Genomic DNA, 20,624 nt, shown 5'->3' on the forward strand with positions numbered 1-20,624 from the left:
AAACCGCTTCGCTGCCAGGCCTCAATCCGTTCCGCCCACATTACGCGCTTGCTCGACATTGCCACTCTCCATTCATTCACAGGAGTGCGGATCGCAGCAGCTATCGGTTCAGGTGAGTAGGTGAGGTGGGCGGACGCTTACAATCGAACGATCTTGATGATGGGACTTACGATTTCCAGCCGCCGTCCACGCCCCATCCTCGGCGAACCCGATTCATCGTGATGTGCTGATGCGTTGAGTCAGACCGGTTGAGGTCGTAGTAGCCGCTGAGCGCTTCCGATGCCCTTGAGCCATCCCTGCCCCATGGCCGCCGCCTTCTCGATCAAGGCCTGGGCGGAGCCGATCGCTCGCCAGTAGTTCGTTTCGGTGCCCAGCATCTGTTGATGCCATTGGCGTTCGCTCAGCCCGAGCTTGCGCAATACGGGCGGTTCTGCCGCATCGACGCTGCCGCGTTTGTCGGGTCGGGTCAGACGGGCGGTCCAGTCGATGAGGTCGAGATAGTCTTCAGTGGTAATCGGCAAGTAGGCTGACGTCATCGCCGCGTTGAGTGACGCCAGTGATGCCTTCGCCGAGCCGGAGTTCGATCGGATTCGTTCTATGCGCTGAGCGGCGCTGGTGTGGGAGGAGGATTCGAGGTTCTCTGCAATGCCTGCCCGAATCGGATTCAGATCGACATAGCTCATGCAGGTGAGAACAGCGGCCTCATCGAGCAGCACCTGACACTTGTACCGGCCCTCCCAGAATCTTCCCTTGCAGGCGTCCTCGCGGTTCGCCCGCCGTGCGATCGGTTCATTGAGCGCCTTCATGAACCAGGCGAGGCTGCCGAGCCGCTGCCGGCAATCGACGAGTCGGTCGGCGTTGCCGAGCAGGTTCTGTTCCTTCAGGCGGCAGCCCGCGTCATCAACGTCTCCGTCCACGGTTGCCGGAAACAGGCGAACCCAGCGTGTCGCCGTTTCTTCATCCGTCCATGTGGCGGCAGCGGTCGGGTCGATCCGCAAAACCACATGCACATGGTTGCTCATCACCGCATAGGCATACACGCCGACGGCAAAGATCTCGGCCAGTTCCAGCAAGCGCTGCTCGACCCATCCTCGCCGATGCTCGTAGGACGTTCCATTGTAAGGATCGACACCACACAGCCAGGCCCGGCGCACGCACCGCGAGATGCAGTGGTAGAAACCGGGTGCGTCGGGATCGACAAGGAGGCTGCGAGCAGAAGTCATGCCCCGAGCGTGACGTGATCAAGTCAGGTTGTCTGTAGGAAATCGTCTATTCGCGACGTAGGGAATTGCTAGAATCCTGGATGTCCCGGTTCTTCGCCCTCCGATGTCCCGGTTCTTCGCCCTCCCGGTTCTTCGCCCTGTGCGGCGGAAACAGCGGGATTGAATCGACATGACACGCCCTGCCGCCTTTGCCGGATTCGCTGCTGACCTGACCGTCGCAAGTACTTCGATTCGCGTTCGATTCGAACCCTTGGACAGCATCGGCCCGATATCAAGAACCATCATCGCACGACAGTTCGACCCAACAGGTTGAATTCTGCGAACGCAAAGCCAAGGAGCCTGCGCGGCAGAAACCATCGAGGCGAAATCGGGACTGACAAGGGCGAATTTTCGTCGAATTGCCGACCTGCAGCGGGGCTACAGGTCAGGATGCGACGGAAATCCGAACCACACAGGCGCGCGTTTGCAGGCCGACTGGCTTCCAACTTGACAACTCCTAGGGTTTGCAGTCGATTCGGCAAGACGCAAACGGCACAGGCTCTGCAATGCAGCTAAGCGTGATTATTCTGCACGATGGATTCGGAATAAAGAAATCACCACCAAATCCATTGTTATGGAGAAAAATTCCCATCGAATACGCTGCTTCTCCACCTCGCCCTCCCCGGTATGTGCGATGGAATCCTGCGGCGTGGGCTTCCTCATCCGTAGGCAGCGCCGCACCGGCCGCATCCCAGGCACCGACGAATTCTGCCGTATAGTTGGTGCTTTCTTGATGGGTGAATTTGATTCTCACGTACGCGCCATTGTCATCCTTGAAATCGACGGTAGCGTCTGTCTGGATCCTGGACAGATCAAGAGAAACTTCGGGCGATTCTGAAAGGGTGATCGTCGCGTTTCTCAAGGGTGCCCATCCGTCATAGACAAGGCTTGAAAGCTCGTTGTTACTCAGCGACAGATACGTATGATCGTTGAAAAATTGTGTAGCCGCTTCCATGAAGTTGCGAAACGCCGTGCCTGAGATCCGGTCGTAGGCAACTTGATAAGGGTCAAATCGCTGAGGAGGATTGCCGGGGTCATAGCCTACGTCTCGAATATTTACCTCGGCCTTCCCGGTAGCGAGAAGAATGGGATTGGAATGATAGAGCTCTACCATCACCGCGAACGGCGCCAGAAGTTCAGTATCAACAGGCATCCAATCGATCACACGCGTCGGATTCTGATTGCACGAACTCTTGCTGTCGACGACGTCCCCGCGTGCCTCGTCGCTCTCTTGCGGCCTATTGAGGCAGCCAGCTTCTCTATAGACGTTGTATTTAACAATATGAGCAGAGCTCAGGTTGTAGACTATTCGCACCCCCAAACCTGGCTCCGATAGCGCGGCTTGCTGCATCTGCGCGTCTGTACACCCTCTACATTCAAAAAACGGAACGGACGTTTGGCTGGCCGATGCATTAAATGGGAGAAGAATCAGGATCAGCAGCAACAAATGGCGAGAGAATGAATTCATCCTGTCCTTTGTTTATCCTTACTCATGTTATTCATCAGGTTCTGATTTTGCCCCTCACTTTTAAATGTGTCAATAGCAACAACAACCGGGACACCCACAATGCAACAACTGGGACACCCACTTGCTGGTCCCGTACGCTTTACGAAATCTTGAGCGCAAAAAGGGGACGGAGGAATTATCCGTTTAAAACAAGTTCGGAACGAGGGCCAAATATGGGCATTTTCGGTGAAATCCTCCTATTCCCGCGCAACCTCACGAGTGTTTCAAACGGATAATTCCTCCGTCCCCTTTTTTAAGGTCCCGCACTTTTCAGGCATCGGAAGGACAACGTATTGCCTGCGGGAACTACCGACTCCGGAATTACGGTGGAGTTGGAATTCTGGTTGTCCTGCCTCTACTTCCGCCACTCCTTCCTTGCCACTTCTTGACGCCACCAGGTTTGGCTATTCAGATGGTGGCGCGTTGCGTATGGTGTAAGCGAACTCGTCCTCGCAGTCATCGATTGTCGAGGCACGTGATGTCGCCGTAGCAGACTCAAGCAGTGGGAATCCCATGCGCTGCCATGCCGACATTCACCCGGTAACATCGGTCGGCGAATGCCTGAGCAAGGACGTGATCGAGTTCGCTAACTGCTTGCCGTTGGCTTGGGAGGTTGAGACAGTGCGACGTATTTTTTCTGCAGCCGTTTTCGCTCTGGTACTACTCAATGCTGGCTGTGCCCAGGACAAGACATCAGCTGAAGAAGGTGTCGTCTCCCAATCCTGGCCTGATGAGGAGTGGGAGACTTCATCCCTTGAAGCTGAAGGCATCGACCCGCTTCCGATCGCTGGATTTGTCGAGGAAATAAAATCCGGCAAGTACGGAATGGTCGATAATTTTCTCCTCATCCGACACGGTCGCGTAGTGGTCGATGAGCGATTCAAGCGCGACTATCAGGCTGTCGCCGCGAAAGTTCAGCCGGAAGAGAGGATTGGTTTGAACCGGCGCGATCCAAAATACGATTACGAAAACGCCGACTATCATCCGTACTATCAAGGTACAAACCTTCACTCGCTGCAATCTGTATCAAAAAGCGTGACCTCTCTCGCACTCGGGATCGCGATCGACAAAGGATTTATTGAAGGGGTTGATGTTCCCGCGCTTCCTTTCTTTGACGCCTATGATTTCGACAAGTCAGACCCGCGAAGAGCGGCGATGACGATCGAAGATTTGCTGACAATGCGGAGCGGCATCGAGTGGGAACCCGAGGGTAGCTTCCAGGATCCTGAGATCAGCACAGTCAGTCTGGAAAATGCCGATGCGTGGATTCAGTTCATCCTCGATCATCCAATGGATGCGGATCCAGGCACCACGTTTGAATACAACGACGGAGCAAGCGTGCTTCTGGGCAAGATCGTTGGCGTCGCGACAGGGCAAAGGCTGGACGCTTGGACTGCACAGCAGTTGTTCGATCCGATCGGAATCGATAATTTCTACTGGAAAGCCACGCCAGATGGCGAGATCGACAGCATGGGCGGCCTGTACCTGGCACCCCATGACCTGGCGCGAATCGGGCTAATGGTTTTGCACGACGGAATGTGGAAGGACAAGAGAGTGGTCAGTGAGGACTGGATTCGCCAATCAACTTCGACGCAAGTCGCCGATACCGCCCCGAATGACACTGACGACGACACATCCTATGGCTATCAGTGGTGGCTGCCCAGCCACAAGACTGGCGAACCAAGGGTTATTTCCGCTCGTGGTTTCGGTGGCCAGCGCCTCAGCGTCGTTCCCGAGCTGGATCTGATCATCGTCTTCAACGGATGGGACTTGCGCGGCAAGTACTGGGCAGCCGGCCAGGCATTCCGCACAGAGGTATTGCCCAAGGCAATCCGCAACTGACAATCTGACACGCGAGGAAAGAAAACAACCGGGCGACCCACTTTCCGGCCTCGTTTTGTAGCAACATCCGCAACATCCGGAACACCCACCATCCCATCAGAATTGCGGGTGTCCTGAAACTTCGTCCTGAAGTTGTTGTCCTGAAACCTCTCCACCCTGCTTCACCACGCACGTTGGAAACACCTTGAGGATCCGCCACTTGACGTCTCCACCCATGGTCGGCGGCATGAGCAGTGCGCCGCCTGCCGCCGTCAACCAGGCCTTGGATCGGACCGAGCGCGTGCAACGCGTGGCAGCCGTACTGTTGACGGTGCTGCTGCATGCGCTGCTCGTGCTCTTTTTGACGTTGCCGCCTACACCGATCACCATGACCGCGCCGCAGGGCCGAGCGGACGGCAGAGCAATGGAAGTGACGCTGCTCGACGAGCGGTTCAGTCAGCCGCCGCCCTCGCCTGAACCAATGCATCGCAAGCCGGCTCCCAAGAGACCGAAGAGATCGCGCGCAATCGCACCCAGCCCGCCCACGCCGGTCGTGCAGGCCACCATCCCCATGCCTCCCAAGGCTGACGCTTCCGACAGCCCGACCGTACTGCCCATCAACGAGCCCGAGCCGCCCGACCCCGCCGAGCAGCCTGTACATGGGTTTGGACCGCGACCGGGTCTGGTCTCGAATGACAACGCCCGCGCAAATGCGGCATTGGCCGCCAAGCTCGGCAGAAGCCGCAGGCACAGCAACACCCCGGCCCCCGTCGGAACCAACATGGGAACCGATGGATTCCAGGTGTATTACGATCTGGCCGACGAAGACCGTTTGCGTGCCTGGCGCGACCAAGGCATCACCGAGCTCTTTCTTCCGATGCCCGGCACGTGGCGACGCATGGTCTGCCCGCTGGAGGTGGCGCTGCGGCGTGGCTCCGGCGAGTGTCGCATGGTCGAAATGGATTCACCCGAACTCAAGTTTATCGGCGACGCCCGCGAGGTCATCAATATTCAACGGGTCTACCGCCGGGGCGAAGAGGTCTGGAGCGGACCGGGGCCGTATCGCTAAGCCACGCCTTCACCACCGAGCGAAGCCGGGCCGATCCCGGCAAGAAGATTAGGCGTGACTCCTCCTGGTGAGTTGTTCGTGAAACCGAAACGCTGCTCGATGGTCGCAATAACCGCCTGCATGCGCTCTGCGCGTCGCTACGCAAGTCGGTGCAGGTGGGTCAGTTTGGCGACAATCAGCAACGTGCCAGCGAGGAACAGAAGCATGATCAACACGAACTACAATTCCTCATCCAATTACACAACCAAGGTGTCTGGTCTTGAACCAGGACTGCACTCATAGCTCAACCCCTGCCTCTTTTATATTTTTCATTGCACCAAGGCTACCGGAACGTGGCCGCAGCGGGCCAATGGTCAAGCTTTGTAGCACGTGCACCAAACAATCCGGACAAGCATGATTCACTGCGAACATTGCCGACAACCGGAGCTCCCATGGAATGCGATAGACGGCCGTTCGGCGCTGACTTGTCAGGCCTTGTCTTCACTCTGCGCCAGCACCACGCCACCGCGCTCGCACTGCTTGACTTTATACAAGGCGGCATCTGCTTGAGCCAACCAGGTTTCTGGCGAAGATACGGACGTATCAAACATCGAAACCCCCGTACTCCAGGTCAGCGGAACTGTCGAATTTTCAAACAGTACCGTGGCTCGAATGCGGTTCCTTACCCGATCCAGGAACACGTGCGCACCGGCTTCGTCCGCCTGATCCAGCAACACGGCAAACTCGTCGCCGCCGTAACGTGCCGCGATGTCTGCTTCCCGGATTTCGGAATTCAACGCGCTACCCATCGCTCGTAACACGTCATCTCCCGCAGCATGCCCGCTTTCGTCGTTGATCTGCTTGAAATGGTCCAGGTCGAGGAAAAGTAGCGCCGCTCCCGCCTTTCCGTTACCCGACCGCAATGCTGAAAATTTCTCGTCCAAAGCAGACTCGAATGCACCACGGTTCTTCAGTCCGGAGAGCGCATCGGTCTGAGACAGCATGTCCAGCGCGTCGCGACTTTCCTGCAGGTCATTCGCCATACGCCACATGGTCCAGGCGAATGCAGTGAGGTACAGAACCACGAGCAGCATGGCCGCAGATTGCACCAACAAGCTGGAGGCCGGGTGAAAACCGAATGGCAGAAAAGCAGCGCCAAATGCGAGTCCCGCCATTGTGGCGATAAAACCTTTCGCCAAGAGCCGCGCACCGCCCACCGACAAATTGTTCATCGCAGTCAGCGTGAAGCCAATCGAGCTGGGAACAATGCTGAAGCCGATGGCATAGAGCGCAAAGCTGGTCAGCGCTGCATCGATCATCAAATTGTTTTTCTCTGCACGTCCTGACCTTTTTGCTCGGGAGGCGTGCAGGTACGCGAGGTGTGGCCAGACAAACCCTCCCACCAAGGTCAGCATCCAGACCCAATTCGGTCGTGCTTGATCTTGGAGTGCTGCGATAATAAGGAGCGCACCCAAACCCAGGCCAAGCGAGCGCGGAATGTAGATCTGCTTTGGCAGCCGCGGGGCGTTGAGCATACGAGCGGTTGACGATTTGAAATTCATGACGTTTGCAAATCTCGATGGGTCAACCGCCTGCGCGGGTAGCGCAAGGACATCTTGTTAGCCTGGGTTGCTTCGATAAACAACTGGAGCGCTCACTATAACAACCGGGACTGCCATAGAGTCTGCAGCCGACTCCCGCGACGCCAACTAATTGGCCCGGCATGCTTTCCGAAACGATGGGTGTTACGGATGACTCGCTCTCCTCCGGAGCGCGGGTCAATAGGGAAAAGGCGCTGGGCCCCTGCCTGCGCAGGGGCGACGCGAATTTGATGACGACGATTGACTGTGATGAATTGCTGATTGCAATTTCACGAGCTCGCGACGAGTGGCAGCCGAGGGTCTAGCTTTGTAGCAATACACGGCGACAATCGGGCCGCTCTGGATTACTTCCCCTGGAAAAAGTCCGCTTACGTTGAAACGTCTATGTCTCGTCAACTGGGAGACAACCGGGGAGACAACCGGGACACCCGCAAAATGCGCAGACATGAATACTGAGCATCCGACGCCGCTCTTCCTTCCCTCAAAATCTCATTTCGAGCGTGCCAGCGAATGTACCGCCGAATCGGCCTCGTCCTTTCTCAAGCGTTGAAAGATTTGCGAGGCGCGATTGCGGCCAGATTGCTTCGCCGCATACATGGCCTGATCAGCGCGCCGGACCAGATCACTGAAACCATGATCGTCCGCCATCCTCACTGCACAACCAATCGATATGGTTGACCGCAACCAGATTCCTTCATGGAAGGTGGGCTGATTTTCCACGGAACTGCGCAACTGTTCGGCCAGATCCAGCGCGTACTCCATCGACGTTCCCTCCAGCACAACGAGAAATTCTTCGCCGCCAATCCGCCCGAGCGTCGCGCTTGGCGGCAAATCCGACTGGATCAAATGGACCACGTGGCGAAGAACCAGATCTCCCACGTCATGCCCATGCTGATCATTGACGGTCTTGAAATGATCAAGATCGATGACCAACACTGCCAGCGCGTGATGTTCACGGCGCGCGGCTTCAAACCTGGCACTCAAGGTCTCGATAATGTGTGAGCGTGTGGCGGCACCGGTCAAACTGTCGACCTGAGCGAGGTTGCGATAGTGATTGGTCAACTGGTCGCGTTCGATCATGGCCAAATTGACCGTGCCCACGATCGGCGCAAGGACCATCAAGGCGACCAACCAATCCTGACTCAGCGCATGCGTCATCGGCGCCGCAAACAAGCTGCCCTCGGGAGTCAGCAGCAAGCCGGCACGAAGCATCGAAAACACGGCGATGACGCAAAAATTCAGCGCCAGCACGCGGCCGTGCGAGCGCGCGTCGGTCAAAGGATTCAGACGCCATGCCTGTACTCCACTGACGACAGCCAATCCGCTACAGATCATCGAAAGGAGACCCGAGCCGAGTGGCTTTTCCGGCCACACGACAACATGCAACACGGATAGAACGACAACTGCCGCTGGAATCCAATAAAACCAGCTCGACGAGCTTTGACGGCGATCGCCGAGCAATACGAGCGCGCGCAGATAGAGCGTCATGCCCAAGGCAATCAGCGCCTTGCCGAGCACGGCCAGGACGACGGTCGCTTCGGAGGAAGCATAGCGATAGAGCAACCATCCCAGCGGCGACACCAGAAGACCAAGTGCCCAAAAGCGCAGTCCCGAAGCCTTTTGATCGCGGCCTACGGTCAGCAGCAAGCTCAGCGCCATTGCCATTGCGCTGACAACGAGTACCCAGGCGAAACCTTGTTCATTCACTGCGCTGGATCCTCCCAAATTCGTGCGAGTGCAAAAGCTTCGGCACGGCCTGCATATTTCGATCGATAACCATCACCCTCTCACAGTTGCGAACCAGATGCGCAATCGGCATGGCACCGAATCGCTGGCGTATGAATCAAGGGAATCAGAGCTCAGGCCCCGCTTCGCAGCATAGGGCACCAAGAGGTCAGGATGCTGGAAATTCCGATTCTACATTGCCCACTACCTTTCTCGTGAAAAGCGAAAACGGGACCGGAAAAGAAAACGGGGAGCTTTCGGCACGTGACGTACAGCAGCGGGCATGAATGCCTTCTACAAAGCAGGGCGGAGTCGCTGCGCGCAGTCGCAAAGCGCGCAGCCCCTAACCCGGAGGAAGGCCAAAACTGTCGCGTGTTGCCTGGAGGGGTTCGCCCTTGAATGCGAAAACAGCTATTTCCAGATTTCCAGTACGAACGAAGTGCTTTCTGAATCCGGCTGTCTCCAAGCCCTTCAACAGTGATTTCTTGGTGAAGCCTGTCTTGTGTGCGTAGAAATCCTTTCCGCTGCTCTCGATTTCCGCGCTATAGCCGTACAAGACGTCGAGCACCATGATCGGCCCCGCTGGCGAGTCGTAGAGGACATCGTCGATATCCAGTCCGTGCTGCACAGTTAGCTGCATCACCTCATGGATGTCCGGAACCATGATGTGTGCAAAACCGCCTTCTTTCAGAATGTGCATGAAGCCTGCAAGCACCTTGCGCACGTCATGCCGGTAGTAGTGCTCAAGATTGTGTGAACAATAGATTGCATCGTACTGATTGGCTTCCAGCGTGATGAGTTCGCGGGCATCGCAGACGATATCCGGCGACCCTTTCGGATCGATGTCGAGAAGGATGTGCTCATATTCGGCATAGGGTTTGGGTAGCGCAATCGCTTTCGAATTTCCTCCCACATTCAAGACTTTTTTCTTGCTCATTGGCTTCCTGGTGGATTGTGGTCGACACGTTTCGTGGTTGGCTTCCGGATTTGATTCCGCCGGCTTCAGCTCGCCAGAGGCGCAGTGCCCAGGGCCGGCTTGGTTGCCGGACGATAGCGCAAGCGGGCGACGGACGGTGGATGTCCCCCAACCGCGGTGCAACTGAGTGCGGATTCGTTCGTGCCGGGTTCGATGGATCCGTTCGCCACCGTGGGCAAACCGAGGCTGGGATTGTCGCCAACCGAAACCAGAGTTTCCAGTGTCATGTAGCGGCGCTGGATGGCTGAATTGTCGTTCCGTTCGCTGGTTCGCAGTTGAGCAGCCAGGTCGTCCGGGGAACGAATCGGGATCAATCGACGGCGAAGGTCGATGACGGCAACGCTCGGGAGTTGGATCAGACCCAGGTCAACTCAAGTCTCCTGTTTGTGGCGATTGGAAACGAGCCGATTCAAGCAAGCCAAAGTCGCTGGGTCCCTGCCTGCGCAGGGACGACGAGAAGGAGGGATCTGCGTTGCGTTGGCGGCCCGCAGGCGAGGTTCGGAGCGATCAGCTCTTGCCGGATTTTTTCTTTGACGGCTTGGAAAATTTGAAGCGGCAGACATTGCCACCGAGTGCCATGCATTCCTGGTGGTCGATCTTGCTGCCGGTGAATTTCGACATCATGGCCAGGTCGAAACGGCAGATGTCCGGATTCTTCATGGCCAGATTGTGGAACACGCAATTGTCCGCCTCGATGACCGGCTGGCCGTCGACCACGCTGGCCCCACCGGTGTTGTAGCCCATCTGTTGCATGATCTCGGCCAGTTTCTCCACCTTCTTCTGTGGATCGGACTCCTCTGCGTTCTGCGCAAGCAATTTATCGGCAATGCGCTCACCCATGCGTCCGAGTCTCTCGTTGAGCTCGCCCTCCCCCGCTTCATCGCGAATCGAATCGATCACCAGTTCAGCGAACCACGAATACTGGCGCGGGAAGATCTCCATGCCCTTGTCTGACAGCACGTAGAGTTGCTCGGGCCGGCCGCCGGATGGCCGCGAGATACCCGGCTCGATCAGGCCATCGTTTTCCAGCGAAGCGAGATGCTGACGCACCGCATTGCGGGTGACTTCCAGTTTCCGCGACAGCTCGTCCACGGTCATGCCGCTCTTGGTCCGAAGCAGCAGCCTGAGCAGCTCTTGTTGGCGTTGTCCCATTACCTCGATCATCGTCTTCTCACTATTTGCGCAATGCTGGCAGCGGTTCCGATCCCCGCGCATGGCATGGCAATGCTACGGGAATTCGAACTTGAACACATTATGGCATATTTTGCTTGACAATCTATTTAATTCAGATCAGCATGAGGCTCCACCCATCCAGAATCAATCCAGACAGGAGTTCATCATCATGCTATCCACCCTCAAGAAATCACTGGGCGCCCTGGCCCTCGTTGCCTTGCTCGGAAGTGCCGGTGCCGCCTTTGCGCACGAAGCTCCGGCGGCGAACTCGGCGAATACCGTCCTGATCAAGCAAGCCGCAACCCAGGACGCACTGCGCGATCTCTGGATCGGTCATATCTTCTGGGTGCGCAACGTCGCCCTGGAAACCATCGCCGGCAACAGCGCCGCAGCCAAGGCCGCCGAGGCGGAAGTCGTCGCCAACGCGAAACAGATCGCCGCATCGATCGAGCCGTTCTATGGCAAAGCCGGTTCGGATGCGTTGATGGATCTGCTGGTTGAGCACTACGGCGCGGTCAAGGCGCATATCGACGCCACCGCTGCCGGCGACGCTGACAAGCAAGCCGCAGCTTCGAAGCGGTTGACCGCCAATGCCGGTGCCATCGCCGATTTCCTCAGCGGTGCCAATCCCAACCTGCCCCGCGCCACCGTCAACTCCCTGTTCATCGGCCATGCCGCGCACCATATGGAGCAGGATCAGCAACTCAAGGATGGCAAGTACGCAGAGGAAGCCAAGACCTGGGCCGCGATGCGTGACCACATGTACGTGATTGCCGACGCCCTCACGGCCGCGATCGCCAAGCAGTTTCCGGAAAAGTTCAACTGATCCCGCGATCAACCGAAGCAAGCCAACCGCAAGCTACGCAACGAGAATCATCATGAACGCTTTAACTGCCATGCAATTGTTGCCTGATGTCCAGGCACAGAAAGACTTTCGCCAACAACGGATCGATGCCGTGGGCGTCAAGGGTGTGCGCTACCCGATCATCATCCACTCGGGTGCGCGCGCAGTTCCCACCATTGCCAACTTCTCGATGACCGTAGCGTTGGCCCCGGAACTCAAGGGCACGCACATGTCGCGCTTCATCGAGCTGATCGAAGCGCGCGCGGGCAATCTCGATCAAGCCGGTTTCCGAGACATGGTTTTCGACATGCTCGACCGGCTCGATGCGAGCAGTGGCCGCATCACCATGCGTTTCCCCTATTTTGTCAGCAAAGCCGCTCCGGTTTCCGGCGTCAGCAGCCTGCTCGATCACGATGTCGAGTGGAGCGGCAGTGTTGACGAAGCTGGCCACTACGCGTTTCACATGCAGGTCAAGGTGCCCGCGACGAGCCTGTGCCCCTGCTCCAAGCAGATCTCTGCCTACGGTGCGCATAACCAGCGCTCGCATATCAGCATCGCGGCTGATATCTGTGGCGCCATGTCGATGGAAGAGCTGATCGGGATCGCCGAAGCCAGCGCCTCCTGCGAAGTCTATGGCCTGCTCAAACGTGCCGATGAAAAGTTCGTCACCGAACGCGCCTACGACAATCCGAAATTCGTCGAAGACCTGGTTCGCGACGTTGCCCACTCGCTCGATCAGGATCCGCGGATCGAGGGCTATGTGATTGAGGCGGAAAACTTCGAGTCGATTCACAACCACTCGGCCTTTGCCCGTATCGAGCGCCCCAAACCGGCAACGCTGACAACCGCGCCAACCGGCAGAGCACGACCCGCCCTGAGCGGAGTATCGTCATGAGCGCGCAACCCAGTGTTCTCCTTCAACGCGAAACGGTCGCCGAAGGAACGGTCGCCTTCCAGTTGCAAAAGCCCGAGGGTTTCATCTTCAAGCCGGGCCAGGCTATCGACCTGATTCTCGACGATCCGCAACTCGGCGAGGATTCCAGAACCCACGCATTCTCGATCACCAGCACACCGGACGAGAGCAGCTTGGCGATTGCCACGCGCATGCGTGACAGCGCCTACAAGCGCGCCCTGGGTCGGCTCGAAACAGGCGCCAAGGTATCGATCGATGGGCCGTTCGGTTCAATGACCCTGCACAACAAGGCTTCGCGAGCGGCCTGCTTCATCGCTGGCGGTATCGGCATCACGCCGTTCATGAGCATGCTGCGGCATTCCCTCGCCAGTAAATCCGCCCATCGACTGATGCTGATCTATTCGAACCGGCGTCCCGAGGACAGCGCCTTCCTCGCCGAACTGCAGGACTACGCAAAGCAGAGCGAACGCTTTCAGCTGGTCGCGACCATGACCGACATGGACAAATCCACGCACACTTGGAGCGGTGAAAGGGCTCGCATTGATGCCGCCTTCCTGACCCGCGTCAGCGCAGGGCTCGAATCACCCATTTTCTACGTGGCTGGTCCACCAGCCCTGGTTGCCGGCGTGCGCGCCGCGCTGACCGCTGCCGGAATCGACGACGACGATATTCGCAGCGAAGACTTTTTCGGCTACTGACAGATCCGGCCAATCCGGGACATAACCCCGACCGGAACAACCCGAGAATTCCTTGAGCGGACCTGCCTTGGTTCCGGCAACAGCTACCGGTTTCTCGATTACTGAATGTGTTGACTGCCCGGGCGCATTGCGCCCGCGGGCCGACACGTTCCAACGAGGAGGAGGAAGACCCCATGAAGATGTTCGGTTGCACGATCCGTGCAGATCTTTTTGTAGTGCTGATTGCAGGCAGCCTCGGCTTGGCCGCCTGTGGAAGCGGTTCAAGCAACACCCAGAGCAAGGCCGAGGTCATTGCGGTTGCGCCGGCGAATGGTGCGCAGGAAGTTTTGAACACCATCAGCGTCAGTGCCGATTTCGATCGCGCGATGAACCCATCCAGCCTGTCGACGGCAAACTTCACCGTCGCCTGCCCGGCCGGCACACTGGTGGCAGGAACCGTCAACTACGTTGCCGCGCAACAACGGGTGACATTCAAGCCGGACGAATTGCTCCCCGCCGATACCCAGTGTGCCGTCGAGCTCGGTGCCGGGGTGATCGATGCGCAAGGTGTCCCGCTGTCGAAGGTCGTGCAGTGGAGTTTTTCCACAGTGCTCGATGTTGCCTTCATTGAATCGGGCAAGAGCATCTTCCGTTACGACACCTTCGGCGACGAGACGCTGTGGTCCGATACGCTGCGCATGCATGAAGTCATCGGCAGCGCGGTTGATCCGATCACCGCATTGACAGTCGGACTCAAGGTGGACGCCGAGGCCCTTCCAGCGGCCGTGGTCGCCGGTATCCAGGATGGCAGTATCGATCTGCACAGCCCGGCCACCACGGTGGCGCTGATCAAGCTCGATGCCGTTGTTGGCGTCAAGGGCACGGTGGAGTCAGTCGATGGCCATGACACCCTGACCCGGGTCGGCATCACCTGCGCACTTTGCCACTCCACGGTCGACAATTCATTCGCGCCCGGCATCGGCAAGCGCCTCGATGGCTGGCCCAACCGCGATCTGATTCCCGGCACGATCATCGCCTTGTCGCCGGCGCTGACCGCAGAGCAGAAAGCCGTCTACAGCTCCTGGCCTGCAGGCATGTATGACCCGCGCTACAACATCGACGGGCTCAACGGTCCGCAAGTGATTTCGCCGGCATACGGATTGAAAGGCATCCACCGCACGACCTCGACCGGCGATGGCGAGAACGTTGCTTACTGGAACCGCTATGTCGGCGTCACCCAGATGGGTGGACACGGCTCGTTCTATGAGCCACGCACGGGCGTCAGCATCACCAACGGCGAGGACGACCTGATTTCCGCCAAGTTGCCAGCCCTGCAGGCCTATCAGCTGACCATCGAAGCCCCACCACCGCCAGCAGACAGCTTTGATAGCGTCGCCGCCGCTCGCGGCCAGACCGTGTTCAATGGCGCGGGCCGCTGCTCGACCTGTCACAGCGGCCCGGAATTCACCGATGCCAACGAGCGCCTGCATCAGCCCAACGAAGTCGTCAGCGAGCCGGAAGCCGCGGGCGTGCCGAGTTATGCTTCGCGTACGGCGACCAGGGCGTACCGCACGGCGCCGCTCAAAGGCATCTGGCAGCATCCGCCCTATTTCCACAATGGCAGTGCGGCGACCCTCGAAGATGTGGTCGCGCTCTATGACACACGCAAGGGCCTCGGTCTATCCGAGCAGAACAAGGCCGATCTCGTTCAATACCTGAAATCGCTGTAACAGGATTTCGCGATGGGTCGACACCCGGTGGCAGCAGCGACCGGGTGTCGGCATGCAGGTTCGGCGGAAATCGTGGTCCTCAGGCCTTGCGCCAGACCAGCCACGCCGACAACGCGATCGCCAGCAATTGCGTACCGATCTGGAAAGCACCCATGCCGGCCCAGGCGACATCCGCAGCAAGCGCGGGGCCAATCTTGAGCAGGGTCGAGCGCATCGGTTCGCCGACAAATGAGGCAACCTGCGCAGCAGCCAGCAGAAAGCTTGCGTAGGTGCAGGCGATGGCCGTGCTGATCGCGGCAATCAGTGCACCGCTGACGGTTCGGCTGAACCCCTGTCGGCGCACGATCCAGGCAATGAACACGGCGACGACCAACGCGCCGCCGATCAGGTCAACACGAAGATAGAGTTGCAGGACACACCAGACCGCACCGGCAGCGAGGGCGACCATCAAGGCAGTCGCGATGCCGATGACATAGGTGGAGACTGACAAGCGCTGCGGTTCAACGGACATCGGCATGCGCGTCCGGCGAACCTGTGGAGAAATCGATCATCAGGGGAGAGAGTTCGAGATGGGAATCCCGGATTCTACCGGCCGCTCCTGATCTTGGTAACCGCCAACCACCATCAGACCCGCTATCAGGCACAAAGATGTCGCACCGATGCCGGCACTTCAACGCCAGGACTTGCGTCCCCGGCTGTAATCGGTTCGCCAAAACGCTGAAAAATCGGCACGACACCGGACCAGATCGGCAGTGCGCGATCAGCCGGATCATCTTTTGGATCGCCGCTGCGAATCTTCGCGCTGGCCTCGTCGATGCTGAAGCGCAGCAAAGTGGTCGCATTGAGTTCATTGCGATCAGCCGCACGCGATTCCCCGGCACGCCCCGGAATCAGCGCGTCGACAAAGCGCACGAAGATCGCCGCCTTTTCGTCAGGATCGACAACCGTCACGGCCTTTCCAAAGGCCACCACTGAGCGATAGTTCATCGAATGATGGAAATGCGAACGCGCCAGCACAAGGCCATCAACCAGGGTCACGCAAAGACAGGTGTCGATACCGCTGCTGACGGCATTCAACAATCGGCTGGCGATCGACCCATGCAGATACAGGCAATCCCCTTCCCTCGCGTAAAGCATGGGAATGACAAACGGTTGACCCTCGGTATCGGCAAACGAGACATGCGCAATCCAGCTCGCATCGAGAATCGCGTGGATGGTTTCCTGATCGTAACGACCACGCTGGGCAACGCGCTTGACCTGTTTGCGGGAAGGCTGGGACATGGCGAAATCCTCGATGGAACAGACTTGACGCAACAAGCATGACAGCGGAAATTGGCCCCTTCGAGTACCAACTACACTCAATCGAATAGAACCAATCATGTATATCGATCTGGATGGTCAGGGCCCGCGCTATGCGCAATTGATCAGAGCGCTCAAGGCGGCCATTCTCGATTCCCGACTCAGCGCAGGCTCGCGCGTGCCAGCCAGCCGCAGCCTGGCCAACGAGCTGGGCGTTTCACGCAATACGGTGATGGCCGCCTACGATCAGTTGCAGGCCGAAGGGTTCCTGCTCGGCCGGGTTGGATCGGGCAGCTATGTTGCCGACATCGGCAACCGCCGAACCTCGGCACAACAACCCACCAACGAAGCGCTGGTTGCCCCACTGTCGGCATTCGCCCGACGCGCGTTGGCGGTCAGCGACGGCGCGCTGATTCCAGGTCGACAGCACAGCGATCTGCGCTACAACCTGCAGTACGGACTTCCGTTGACCAATCCTGCGCTGATCAGCGCCTGGCGGCGTGAGCTCAATCGCGCCAGCGAGCGTGTCGAGCTCGATTATCCCGACGTCCAGGGCTTGCTCGCACTGCGTGAGCAAATTTGTGATTACCTCGCCCGTCGACGCGGAGTCAACGCATCGCCCGAGAATGTTCTGGTCATCTCGGGCACCCAGCAAGCCTTCGCGCTCGCCTCGCGCGTACTCCTCGATGATGGCGACACCGTCGTACTTGAGGATCCGCACTATCGCGGTGCGCGCCAGATCTTCTCGGCCTACGGCGCACGCGTACGCGGTGTCCGCGTTGATGATGAGGGTCTGGTTCCATCCGCGTTGCCGAATCGTGCGCGCCTCGCAGTCGTCACCCCGTCACATCAGTTCCCGACCGGCGCCCTGTTGCCGCTGGCTCGCCGGGTGGAACTGCTTGAATGGGCGACAGCACGAAAGTCGTGGCTGATCGAGGATGACTACGATGGCGAATTCCGCTTCGGCGGTCGCCCACTCGCCGCCCTCAAGTCACTCGATCATGATGGTCGCGTGGTCTATATCGGCAGCTATTCAAAGACCCTGTTTCCAGCATTGCGACTCGGCTACATGGTCCTGCCCGAATCGCTGGGCGAAGCCTTCCGCGCGGCGAAATGGCTGGAGGATCGCGGCAGCAATACGCTTGAGCAAGCTGCACTCGCCCACTTCATGAGCAGCGGCGGATTCGAGCGCCATCTGCGCCGCGCCGCGCAGAGTCTGAGTGCTCGGCGCACCGCGATGCTGGCCGGATTGCGCAAACACACTGGCAACGCGTTTGAAATCGTTGATTCCAATGCTGGCATGCATCTGACCGCCTGGTTGCGATCCGGCAGTCACGCCGATTGCGAGCGCCTGGCCGTCCACGCCCGTGAGCGCGGCCTCGGCCTGTACACCGTCGCGCCCTACTCGTTCCGCACCTCCGCCCGCCCCGGCCTGTTGCTCGGTTACGCCGGATTACCCCCCGCCGACATCGAAGCGGCCGTGCGACTGCTCGGTCGATGTTTGCTTGAAACCAACCTCAGTGCTTGAAGCTGCGGTGAATTGCCCTGACATACCTGTGTGCAGCGCTCGCAGGCCGCATAATGGGCGGCCGGCACTACGGGAATCAACGAGAACAACGCAATGATGGGTGGCTACAGTTCAACTTCGGAACCGGTTCGCTTCGCGCGTGACTGCCCGGCTGTCATGGTGCCGCAAGGTGACAACGTCATTCTGCCGGCTGGCCAGGCCGGATATATCACCCAGGCGCTCGGTGGAAGTTTCACCGTGTTTGTCGATGGCAACCTGTTCCGCATCGCCGGCAGTGATGCCGACGCCATCGGCAAGGAACCGCCGATTCCGATTGAACTCGCCGCCGACGCCGCCGATGAAGACGTCGAAAAGGTGATCTGGGCGCAATTGCGCACCTGTTTCGACCCTGAGATCCCGATCGACATCGTCGAACTCGGCCTTGTCTACGATTGCGACCTGGAAACAACCGAAGACGGCCAGCGCAAGGTCAGCATCCGCATGACCCTGACCGCACCCGGTTGCGGCATGGGAGAGATCCTCGTCGAAGATGTGCGCAGCAAGGTCGAAATGATCCCGACCATCAGCGAAGCCGACGTCGACCTTGTCTTCGATCCGCCATGGAACCACAGCATGATGTCGGACGCGGCGAAACTCGAAACCGGCATGTTCTGAGACCGGAAACGATTCAATCTCCGTTCGTGGTGAGCCTGTCGAATCATGATCGGGCATTCATCAAAGCCATCCCCGCCTTCACCCTCGCCCCGAGCAAGCTCAAAAAAGCCCAGCTTCACCACGCCGCGAAGCGTCACTCAACGCCGATCCAGCGGGCTTACAACTCCGCTACCGCCCCGGTTGAGCACATGCGTGTAGATCATGGTCGTCGACAGATCGGCATGACCAAGCAGTTCCTGAATCGTGCGGATATCCGAACCCGATTCGAGCAGATGCGTGGCAAAGCTGTGGCGTAGCGTGTGGCACGTCGCATGCTTTTCGATCGCAGCGGACTTTACCGCCACACGAACTGCACGCTGCAAGGTCTTTTCGTCGATATGGTGCCGCCGCTCCATCCCGGAGCGCGGATCGATACTGCGCGAGCGTGAGGGAAATACGTATTGCCAGATCCATTCCATCGACGCACTCTTGTATTTTCGCTCAAGCGCGCTCGGCAGCCAGACCGCACCATATCCAGCACGCAGATCCCGCTCGTGAACGATGCGCGCATGCACCAATTGAGCCTGCAATGCGTCGATCGCCATCGCCGGCAACACGGTGCGTCTATCCTTGCCTCCCTTGCCGACCCGAACGGTGATCTCGTGGCGAACAAAGTCAATATCTTGTACGCGCAGGCGCACACACTCCATCAGCCGCAGCCCCGCGCCATAGAGCAAACTAGCCATTAGATGGTGAGCTCCATCCATGCGATCCAGAATCCGCCAGACTTCGTCCCTGGTCAGCACCACGGGCAATCGCTCAGGTCGTTTGGCTCTACGGATATTCTCCATCCACGGAAGATCCTGTCCAAGCACTTCCCGATACAAGAACAGCAATGCAGACAGCGCCTGGTTTTGAGTCGAAGCCGCCACCTTGCCTCTGGTTGCCAGCAAAGTCAGAAATGCCTCTACCTCCCGCGCACCCATGTCCCGCGGGTGTCGCTTGCCATTCGCAAGGATGAAACGACGAATCCAATCCACATAGACCTTTTCCGTACGAATCGCCAAACCCAGCCGCCGCACCCGCGCCCGCACCTGATCCAGCAAACGCGGCTCCGACCCAATCGAGCTTGCGCTGGGCAGTAGAGAATGTGAATATTCCATCGTCGATATCCAGTCCGTGGGAAGGACCCCATGATTAGACACATGGACTAGGCACCGCTATCGCCAGAAAGCCATGATTTACGTAGGATATTTCCTACAACCAGGCCCCGAAATCCGGGACTAGAAACACGAACTAGGCACCCGTTTGGTGCCGAATAGTAGTTGGATTGCACACAACAATTTCAGGAGTCGTCATGAGTACAAGCCAAAACGAACTGAGTCACGATGACCAAATTGCGCTCGCGCTCACGACCGCCTTATTGCAAGCAAAGCCGGGTGGTGACATCAAGGAGGCTGACTTGAGCAACGCCTACAGGCTCTACAAAAACCTTGTAGGCATTATTTCTAGTTCCCCTGAGTCCCGGGCGCGGCGCGGACTCTCTGATTAACAAGTGTCCAAAGATCTTCGGCGGCCGTCACGCAGTCGCTGAGGCTCTGTGATGGCTCGGCCTGTTTAATGCGGATTGCAGCATTAAACAAAAAGTGTGCGCGGTGCGTGCACCACTCGTCCTTGGCGCGATCCAGTGCGTTGATTTCGGTGTCCGTCTTCGGTTGATTCATTGGTGTTCTCGGGCTGCAATCCAACGAGAAAGGTTAGATCGTGCGAGCGAAGCGAGCCGCGATCTGAACCGTTTGTTGGACAAGCCCGGTCCCCGTAGCGACGCTATGCAGATAGCTATTTCCCGATCAGCGGTGGCGGTCGGTGATCAAGCGGCAATTTGGA

The 20,624-nt window shown here is 58.3% G+C and carries 19 protein-coding genes; 8 read left to right on the forward strand and 11 right to left on the reverse strand.

The window, feature by feature from the left end; genetic code table 11:
- Positions 1–239: 239 nt before the first annotated feature.
- Positions 240–1,073 carry a hypothetical protein gene (locus VFN25_RS01025; protein WP_325137880.1) on the reverse strand — a complete coding sequence of 278 codons (834 nt, stop codon included), beginning with the start codon at positions 1,071–1,073 and terminating at the stop codon, positions 240–242.
- A gap of 646 nt (positions 1,074–1,719) precedes the next feature.
- The gene (locus tag VFN25_RS01030) at positions 1,720–2,730 is read right to left on the reverse strand and encodes a hypothetical protein (protein ID WP_325137882.1); all 1,011 of its coding nucleotides are present in this window, start codon (positions 2,728–2,730) and stop codon (positions 1,720–1,722) included.
- A gap of 552 nt (positions 2,731–3,282) precedes the next feature.
- Here VFN25_RS01030 and VFN25_RS01035 point away from each other — a divergent pair.
- Positions 3,283–4,611 carry a serine hydrolase gene (locus VFN25_RS01035; RefSeq protein WP_325137884.1) on the forward strand — a complete coding sequence of 443 codons (1,329 nt, stop codon included), beginning with the start codon at positions 3,283–3,285 and terminating at the stop codon, positions 4,609–4,611.
- 199 nt (positions 4,612–4,810) lie between these two features.
- Positions 4,811–5,659 (forward strand): type II toxin-antitoxin system RelE/ParE family toxin, encoded by an 849-nt coding sequence (locus VFN25_RS01040; RefSeq protein WP_325137886.1) that lies wholly within the window; start codon positions 4,811–4,813, stop codon positions 5,657–5,659.
- Between the two features lie 467 nt (positions 5,660–6,126).
- On the opposite strand, the gene VFN25_RS01045 is transcribed toward VFN25_RS01040, so the two are convergent.
- The 5 genes from VFN25_RS01045 to VFN25_RS01065 all read right to left on the reverse strand — a co-directional run bounded on the left by VFN25_RS01045 (position 6,127) and on the right by VFN25_RS01065 (position 11,104).
- A complete protein-coding gene (locus VFN25_RS01045) occupies positions 6,127–7,200 on the reverse strand; it encodes a diguanylate cyclase (protein WP_325137888.1) in 1,074 nt (357 codons plus the stop codon).
- A 528-nt stretch (positions 7,201–7,728) separates the two neighbouring features.
- Positions 7,729–8,946, reverse strand: coding sequence for a GGDEF domain-containing protein (locus tag VFN25_RS01050; protein WP_325137890.1), 1,218 nt, complete (start codon positions 8,944–8,946; stop codon positions 7,729–7,731).
- Between the two features lie 361 nt (positions 8,947–9,307).
- Positions 9,308–9,901, reverse strand: a complete 594-nt coding sequence (locus VFN25_RS01055; RefSeq protein WP_325137892.1) for a class I SAM-dependent methyltransferase — start codon at positions 9,899–9,901, stop codon at positions 9,308–9,310.
- 65 nt (positions 9,902–9,966) lie between these two features.
- The gene (locus tag VFN25_RS01060; protein WP_325137915.1) at positions 9,967–10,167 is read right to left on the reverse strand and encodes a hypothetical protein; all 201 of its coding nucleotides are present in this window, start codon (positions 10,165–10,167) and stop codon (positions 9,967–9,969) included.
- Between the two features lie 280 nt (positions 10,168–10,447).
- Positions 10,448–11,104: a helix-turn-helix transcriptional regulator gene (locus VFN25_RS01065; protein ID WP_325137894.1), complete on the reverse strand. Its 657-nt coding sequence runs from the start codon at positions 11,102–11,104 to the stop codon at positions 10,448–10,450.
- 178 nt (positions 11,105–11,282) lie between these two features.
- Between VFN25_RS01065 and VFN25_RS01070 the strand changes: the two genes are divergently transcribed.
- The 4 genes from VFN25_RS01070 to VFN25_RS01085 all read left to right on the forward strand — a co-directional run bounded on the left by VFN25_RS01070 (position 11,283) and on the right by VFN25_RS01085 (position 15,277).
- The gene (locus VFN25_RS01070) at positions 11,283–11,939 is read left to right on the forward strand and encodes a hypothetical protein (protein ID WP_325137896.1); all 657 of its coding nucleotides are present in this window, start codon (positions 11,283–11,285) and stop codon (positions 11,937–11,939) included.
- A gap of 52 nt (positions 11,940–11,991) precedes the next feature.
- Positions 11,992–12,852, forward strand: coding sequence for a GTP cyclohydrolase FolE2 (gene folE2, locus VFN25_RS01075; protein WP_325137898.1), 861 nt, complete (start codon positions 11,992–11,994; stop codon positions 12,850–12,852).
- The gene (locus VFN25_RS01080) at positions 12,849–13,568 is read left to right on the forward strand and encodes an FAD-dependent oxidoreductase (RefSeq protein ID WP_325137900.1); all 720 of its coding nucleotides are present in this window, start codon (positions 12,849–12,851) and stop codon (positions 13,566–13,568) included. The genes folE2 and VFN25_RS01080 overlap by 4 nt, the downstream gene beginning before the upstream one ends.
- Before the next feature lie 173 nt (positions 13,569–13,741).
- Positions 13,742–15,277 carry an Ig-like domain-containing protein gene (locus tag VFN25_RS01085; protein WP_325137902.1) on the forward strand — a complete coding sequence of 512 codons (1,536 nt, stop codon included), beginning with the start codon at positions 13,742–13,744 and terminating at the stop codon, positions 15,275–15,277.
- 79 nt (positions 15,278–15,356) lie between these two features.
- Here the strand turns inward: VFN25_RS01085 and VFN25_RS01090 are convergent, their stop codons facing one another.
- Together VFN25_RS01090 and VFN25_RS01095 are read right to left on the reverse strand one after the other, a co-directional pair.
- Entirely contained in the window at positions 15,357–15,788 is a 432-nt protein-coding gene (locus VFN25_RS01090; RefSeq protein WP_325137904.1) for a hypothetical protein, read from the reverse strand.
- Positions 15,789–15,913: 125 nt separating this feature from the next.
- Positions 15,914–16,558 carry a pyridoxamine 5'-phosphate oxidase family protein gene (locus VFN25_RS01095; protein WP_325137906.1) on the reverse strand — a complete coding sequence of 215 codons (645 nt, stop codon included), beginning with the start codon at positions 16,556–16,558 and terminating at the stop codon, positions 15,914–15,916.
- Positions 16,559–16,655: 97 nt separating this feature from the next.
- Here VFN25_RS01095 and VFN25_RS01100 point away from each other — a divergent pair, with 97 nt between their 5' ends.
- Both VFN25_RS01100 and sufT read left to right on the forward strand, forming a co-directional pair.
- Positions 16,656–18,104 carry a PLP-dependent aminotransferase family protein gene (locus VFN25_RS01100; RefSeq protein ID WP_325137908.1) on the forward strand — a complete coding sequence of 483 codons (1,449 nt, stop codon included), beginning with the start codon at positions 16,656–16,658 and terminating at the stop codon, positions 18,102–18,104.
- Between the two features lie 96 nt (positions 18,105–18,200).
- Positions 18,201–18,758: a putative Fe-S cluster assembly protein SufT gene (gene sufT, locus VFN25_RS01105; protein ID WP_325137913.1), complete on the forward strand. Its 558-nt coding sequence runs from the start codon at positions 18,201–18,203 to the stop codon at positions 18,756–18,758.
- Between the two features lie 137 nt (positions 18,759–18,895).
- On the opposite strand, the gene VFN25_RS01110 is transcribed toward sufT, so the two are convergent.
- The gene (locus VFN25_RS01110; RefSeq protein ID WP_325137910.1) at positions 18,896–19,900 is read right to left on the reverse strand and encodes an integron integrase; all 1,005 of its coding nucleotides are present in this window, start codon (positions 19,898–19,900) and stop codon (positions 18,896–18,898) included.
- A gap of 345 nt (positions 19,901–20,245) precedes the next feature.
- A complete protein-coding gene (locus VFN25_RS01115) occupies positions 20,246–20,461 on the reverse strand; it encodes a hypothetical protein (RefSeq protein ID WP_325137912.1) in 216 nt (71 codons plus the stop codon).
- Positions 20,462–20,624 lie beyond the last annotated feature (163 nt).

Source organism: Dokdonella sp. (assembly GCF_035703485.1).
Taxonomy (GTDB): domain Bacteria; phylum Pseudomonadota; class Gammaproteobacteria; order Xanthomonadales; family Rhodanobacteraceae; genus Dokdonella.

Excerpts from the sequence above, each read along its gene's own strand:
- VFN25_RS01030 (WP_325137882.1), bottom strand. The coding sequence starts at position 2,730 with ATGAATTCATTCTCTCGCCATTTGTTGCTGCTGATCCTGATTCTTCTC.
- VFN25_RS01035 (WP_325137884.1), top strand. The coding sequence starts at position 3,283 with ATGCGCTGCCATGCCGACATTCACCCGGTAACATCGGTCGGCGAATGC.
- VFN25_RS01045 (WP_325137888.1), bottom strand. The coding sequence starts at position 7,200 with ATGAATTTCAAATCGTCAACCGCTCGTATGCTCAACGCCCCGCGGCTG.
- VFN25_RS01055 (WP_325137892.1), bottom strand. The coding sequence starts at position 9,901 with ATGAGCAAGAAAAAAGTCTTGAATGTGGGAGGAAATTCGAAAGCGATT.
- VFN25_RS01060 (WP_325137915.1), bottom strand. The coding sequence starts at position 10,167 with ATGACACTGGAAACTCTGGTTTCGGTTGGCGACAATCCCAGCCTCGGT.
- VFN25_RS01065 (WP_325137894.1), bottom strand. The coding sequence starts at position 11,104 with ATGATCGAGGTAATGGGACAACGCCAACAAGAGCTGCTCAGGCTGCTG.
- VFN25_RS01070 (WP_325137896.1), top strand. The coding sequence starts at position 11,283 with ATGCTATCCACCCTCAAGAAATCACTGGGCGCCCTGGCCCTCGTTGCC.
- folE2 (WP_325137898.1), top strand. The coding sequence starts at position 11,992 with ATGAACGCTTTAACTGCCATGCAATTGTTGCCTGATGTCCAGGCACAG.
- VFN25_RS01080 (WP_325137900.1), top strand. The coding sequence starts at position 12,849 with ATGAGCGCGCAACCCAGTGTTCTCCTTCAACGCGAAACGGTCGCCGAA.
- VFN25_RS01085 (WP_325137902.1), top strand. The coding sequence starts at position 13,742 with ATGAAGATGTTCGGTTGCACGATCCGTGCAGATCTTTTTGTAGTGCTG.
- VFN25_RS01090 (WP_325137904.1), bottom strand. The coding sequence starts at position 15,788 with ATGTCCGTTGAACCGCAGCGCTTGTCAGTCTCCACCTATGTCATCGGC.
- VFN25_RS01095 (WP_325137906.1), bottom strand. The coding sequence starts at position 16,558 with ATGTCCCAGCCTTCCCGCAAACAGGTCAAGCGCGTTGCCCAGCGTGGT.
- VFN25_RS01100 (WP_325137908.1), top strand. The coding sequence starts at position 16,656 with ATGTATATCGATCTGGATGGTCAGGGCCCGCGCTATGCGCAATTGATC.
- sufT (WP_325137913.1), top strand. The coding sequence starts at position 18,201 with ATGGGTGGCTACAGTTCAACTTCGGAACCGGTTCGCTTCGCGCGTGAC.
- VFN25_RS01110 (WP_325137910.1), bottom strand. The coding sequence starts at position 19,900 with ATGGAATATTCACATTCTCTACTGCCCAGCGCAAGCTCGATTGGGTCG.
- VFN25_RS01115 (WP_325137912.1), bottom strand. The coding sequence starts at position 20,461 with ATGAATCAACCGAAGACGGACACCGAAATCAACGCACTGGATCGCGCC.